The organism is Streptomyces katrae (assembly GCF_000966975.1).
Classification (GTDB): Bacteria; Actinomycetota; Actinomycetes; order Streptomycetales; family Streptomycetaceae; genus Streptomyces; species Streptomyces katrae.
On the sequence record NZ_JZWV01000216.1, the window covers coordinates 1 to 4,608 of the forward strand.

General features: G+C 75.7%; 4 protein-coding genes. 2 read left to right on the forward strand and 2 right to left on the reverse strand.

Translation table 11 applies throughout. From position 1 onward, the window contains the following. Nucleotides 1–234: 234 nt before the first annotated feature. Nucleotides 235–1,776 carry a tetratricopeptide repeat protein gene (locus VR44_RS10000; protein ID WP_045947064.1) on the reverse strand — a complete coding sequence of 514 codons (1,542 nt, stop codon included), beginning with the start codon at nucleotides 1,774–1,776 and terminating at the stop codon, nucleotides 235–237. Between the two features lie 96 nt (nucleotides 1,777–1,872). On the opposite strand from VR44_RS10000, the gene VR44_RS10005 reads away from it, so the two are divergent. Continuing rightward, a complete protein-coding gene (locus VR44_RS10005; RefSeq protein ID WP_045947065.1) occupies nucleotides 1,873–3,243 on the forward strand; it encodes an FAD-binding oxidoreductase in 1,371 nt (456 codons plus the stop codon). Between the two features lie 23 nt (nucleotides 3,244–3,266). Here the strand turns inward: VR44_RS10005 and VR44_RS10010 are convergent, their stop codons facing one another. Further along, complete coding sequence (locus tag VR44_RS10010) at nucleotides 3,267–3,749, reverse strand: SsgA family sporulation/cell division regulator (protein WP_045947066.1); 483 nt, start codon at nucleotides 3,747–3,749, stop codon at nucleotides 3,267–3,269. 301 nt (nucleotides 3,750–4,050) lie between these two features. Here VR44_RS10010 and VR44_RS47005 point away from each other — a divergent pair. Next, the coding region (locus VR44_RS47005) for a DUF2510 domain-containing protein (protein WP_245691662.1) at nucleotides 4,051–4,608 on the forward strand (558 nt) is incomplete at its 3' end.

A 4,608-nucleotide genomic window follows, 5' to 3' on the forward strand; every position in this document is an offset into this window, starting at 1 on the left:
TCCCCGCCCCGCCCTTTCTCCGTTTCCTGGGGCTCCGCCCCCAGACCCTCCCTCAGCTACCGCTGGGAGGTGCCCCCAGCGCCTCAAACGCCGGCGCGGCAATATTCCAGCCCCGCGCGGCATTTGAGCGCACCGGGCGCGGAACGCACGGTACCGGGGTCCGGGGCGGAGCCCCGGGGAACGGGCGAAGGGTGGGTAGGGGACCCAGCCCCGCGCAGCGGCCCCGACCCCGCCTCACCTCGCCGACGGGCTCGGCTTCGGCTTCGGCTTCGGCTTCGCGGGCGTCGGGGCGGCCGGCGCCGGGTCGGGCTTCTGCGCCGCAGGCCTCGGCTTCGGCAGCTCCGGCGCCACCCACGGCGTGCGCGGCTGCATGTTCTCCGGCCCCCCGGGCGCCGGCTGCCCGACCGCCGCCAGGGCCTCCTTCGCCAGCGGCCCCCGCACGGGCGAGAAGACCGGGTTCGTCCGCTCGACCTCCTGCAGGTGCCGCCGCGCCGCCGCCTCGTCGCCGAGGCCCTGCTCGATCACCGCCCGGTGGTAGGCGAACTCCGCGCTCCGCAGCCCCGGTTCCGTCGCCTTCTTCGCGTACTCCAGCGCCTGCGCGTCGTCCCCGCCCCGGTGCAGCGCCCACCCCAGCGCATCGGCCACCTGCACGCTCTTGTGCCGCTCCCACTCCGCCGACAGGCGGCGCACCGCCACGGCCGGATCCCCGTGGTCCGCCTCCAGCAGGCCCAGCACCACCTCCTGGTCCACCCCGTCCGCCGCGCTCCGCGCCGCCAGCGCCGACACCGCCTCGTACTGCGCCCGCGCCTCCTGCGGCCGCCCCAGCGAGTCCAGCAGCTCGCCCAGCTCCAGCGCCAGCCGCGGCAGCGGCGTACGCCCCAGCGCCAGCCGGTAGTCGCGCACCGCCTCCCCGCCCCGCCCCAGCGCCGCCAGGGCCCGCGCCCGGCCGCCCAGGGCCTCCGCCTGCGCCGGGTCCGTGCGCTGCGCGGCCTCGTACTGGCGCAGCGCCTCGGCCGGGTCGCCCCGCTCCCAGGCCAGCTCCCCGAGCCGGAACAGCACGTACGCCTTCTCCGTCGGGGACTTCGCCGAACCCCCGGCCGCCTCCAGCGCCACCACCGCGTCCTCGCGCCAGCCGCGGTCCCGGTAGACCTGGGCGGCCCTCAGGTCCGCGGCCAGGCCCGGGCGCAGCTCCTGCAGCTGCTCCATCGCCCCCTGCGCGCCCTTGTAGTCGCCCAGGCCCGTGTACGCGTCCACCAGGACCGGGTACGCCGTCCAGCGCCGCGGCGCCTGCGCCCGTACCAGCTCGCCCCACTTGCGGGCGGTCACGAAGTCCCCGCGGGCGCCCGCCAGCGCGCCCATGCCGGTCATCGCGTCGAAGTTGCCCTTCTCGGCGGGCCGGACCTCCAGGGACCGCTTCAGGGCCCGCTCCGCCTTCGGGAACCAGCCGGAATCGGCCGTCCGCCGGGCCTGTTCCAGGTACGCCGATCCGAGCACCGCCCACGAAGCGTCGTCGTCCGGATGCCCGGCGAGCCACTTCTCCCGGTCCGCCACCAGCGCCGTCAGGTCCACGGCCGCCGCCGGGGCGCCCCTGCCCACCGCCGACGCGGCCCGCTCTCCCGGCGCCGGCGGACGCGCGTCGTCGCCCGTACGGGCGGGGCGGATCAGCAGGGTCGCGGCGATCAGGACCACCGTCACCGCGGCCGCCACCACCGTCTTGCGGCCGGTGAACGTCACGGGCGGCGCGGGCTGCGGGGAATGCTCGTCGAAACCGTCCATGCGCTCACTGTGCGTCAATATGAAGAGGCCGCCACGGTGTCCGAAGCCCGTCGCCGCCGTGTTCACACCGATGGCCCCGGCTGCCACTCTGGCCTCATGGACGACGATCTCATCGCCAGACTCCGCACGGGCCTCCCGCCCGAGGCCCTCCTGACCGACCCGCAGGTGACCGCCTCGTACGCCTCCGACATGGCCGACTTCTGCCCCGCCGGCGCCCCGGCCGTCGTCGTCCTGCCGCGGACCGTGGAGCAGGTGCGGCACGTGATGCGCACCGCCACCGCGCTACGCGTCCCCGTGGTCCCCCAGGGCGCCCGTACGGGCCTGTCCGGGGCCGCCAACGCCTCCGACGGCTGCATCGTGCTCTCCCTGGTGAAGATGGACCGGATCCTGGAGGTCTCCGCCGTCGACCGGATCGCCGTCGTCGAGCCGGGCGTGGTCAACGCCGTCCTGTCCCGGGCCGTCGCCGAACAGGGCCTGTACTACCCGCCCGACCCCTCCAGCTGGGAGCAGTGCACGATCGGCGGCAACATCGGCACCGCCTCGGGCGGGCTGTGCTGCGTCAAGTACGGGGTCACCGCCGAGTACGTGCTCGGGCTGGACGTGGTGCTCGCGGACGGGCGGCTGCTGCGCACCGGGCGGCGTACCGCCAAGGGGGTCGCCGGGTATGACCTGACCCGGCTCTTCGTGGGCTCCGAGGGCACCCTGGGCGTGGTCGTGGGGGCCGTCCTGGCGCTGCGGCCCGCGCCGCCCCGCCAGTTGGCGCTCGCCGCCGAGTTCCCGTCCGTCGCGGCCGCCTGCGAGGCCGTCTGCGCCGTCATGGAGGCGGGGCTGGCGCCCTCGCTGCTGGAGCTGATGGACGGGACGACCGTCCGCGCCGTCAACGCCCTCGGGAAGATGGGGCTGCCCGAGAGCACGCAGGCGCTGCTGCTGGCCGCCTTCGACACCCCGGACGCGCCCGCCGCCCTCGCGGCCGTCGGCGAGCTGTGCACGGCCGCCGGGGCGAGTGCCGTCGTACCCGCCGAGGACGAGGCGGAGTCGGAACTCCTGCTGCGGGCCCGCCGGATGTCCCTGACCGCGCTGGATGCCCTCCGGCCCGCGACGATGATCGACGACGTGTGCGTGCCCCGGTCGCGGCTCGCCGAGATGCTGGACGGGACGGCCGCCATCGCGCGGACGTACGGCCTGCTCATCGGCGTCTGCGCGCACGCGGGGGACGGCAACACCCACCCGGTCGTCTGCTTCGACCCCGCGGACGAGGACGAGGCGCGGCGGGCCCGGGAGTCCTTCGACCAGATCATGGCCCTCGGGCTGGCCCTGGGCGGGACCATCACCGGGGAGCACGGGGTCGGGGTGCTGAAGAAGGAGTGGCTGGCCCGCGAACTCGGGCCGGTCGGGCTGGAGATGCAGCGCGCCGTCAAGCAGGCCTTCGACCCGCTCGGGCTGCTGAACCCCGGCAAGCTGTTCTGAGGCGCGGTCCTCGTCTCGGGTCCTCACAGGTCGCCCTCCGCGGACTCGTCCGAGGGCCACGGGTCGCGCAGCCACAGCTCGTCGGCCGGGGTCGGGGTGAGCAGCTCGGCCAGTGCCTCGTCCAGGCAGAGCCGCTCCGCCTCGGTCCCGGGCGGGACCACGCGCAGGGTGCGCTCCAGCCAGGCCGACACGGCGCCCGCCGGGGCCTCCAGGAGGGCGTCGCCGTCGGGGGAGCTGAGCGCCATGCACAACACCGACTCGCTGTCGATCTTCGTGGGCCAGATCCGGACGTCCCCGTGGCCGCAGGGACGGAACACGCCCTCCACGAGCAGTTCGCGGGCGAAGGTCCAGTTCACCGGGGCGCTGGTGCCGGTGTGGAAGGTGATGTGCACGGCGTAGGGGTCGTCGGTGAGGTAGAGGAGCTTCGCGGGGACGCGGATGCTGCGCTCGGGGGACAGGATCAGCCTGAGCTCCAGCTCGCGCTCGATGACGGGGTGGTGGTGCACGGCGGCCTCACTTCGGTGCGTCGGTTGCGGACGTGGGGCGCGGACCGCCCCACGCCCGGAGAGAGCGCCGATGTGCCCGGGTATGACGCGACTTCCGGCACCGGTTTCGAGGTTGGCCGAAATCTGTCGGGTGACCGGAATCGGCGGGTCGGGGTGAGGGGCGGGCCGGGGTCGGGGCGAGGTTCGCTCAAAGGCTTGGAATCTGCCGTTACCGGACCTGTCGGGAAGGGGTTCTTGGCTATGGTCCTCCCCTTGGGTCCTCCCCTGCACAAGCCTTGAGCCACGATCGGAGTTGGGGACATTGACGGCCTCCCCTGGTGACGGCGAGCACGCGGCCCGCGAGGGCTACTACCCCGATCCGTCCATCCCCGGGTACGTCCGGTACTGGAACGGCGCCGCCTGGGTCCCGGGTACGAGCCGTCCCGCTCCTGCTCCCGCCCCGGTGGAGGAGACGGGGCCGGTGTTCCTCGACGAGACCTCCGCGACCGAGGCCCTCCCGGACCCCGGTCCCGGTCCCGGTCCCGGCCCCGGTGCCGGTGCCGGTCCCGGCCCTCGCCCGGCGGCGACGGCCTGGCAGGCGGACCCGGCGCACCAGGCAGGGTTCGGCGGGCCCCGCGACGTCCGGGTCTCCTGGGGCGGCCCGGACCTCGGGGAGCCCGAGGACGCCCGGCCCGCCGGGATCTCCCTGGCCCGGCCCGCGGCAGCCGCCCCCGCCGCGCGGCGGCTGCCCGCACAGGCCGCCGCCGAGAGCGTGGGCATCCTCTCGGCCCGCCCGCCGGCCTGGCCGGACGCCCCGGCGACGGGCGTCTCGGGCCTCACCTCCAGCTGGCCGGAGGCAGCCGCCGCCCCCGCACCGCCC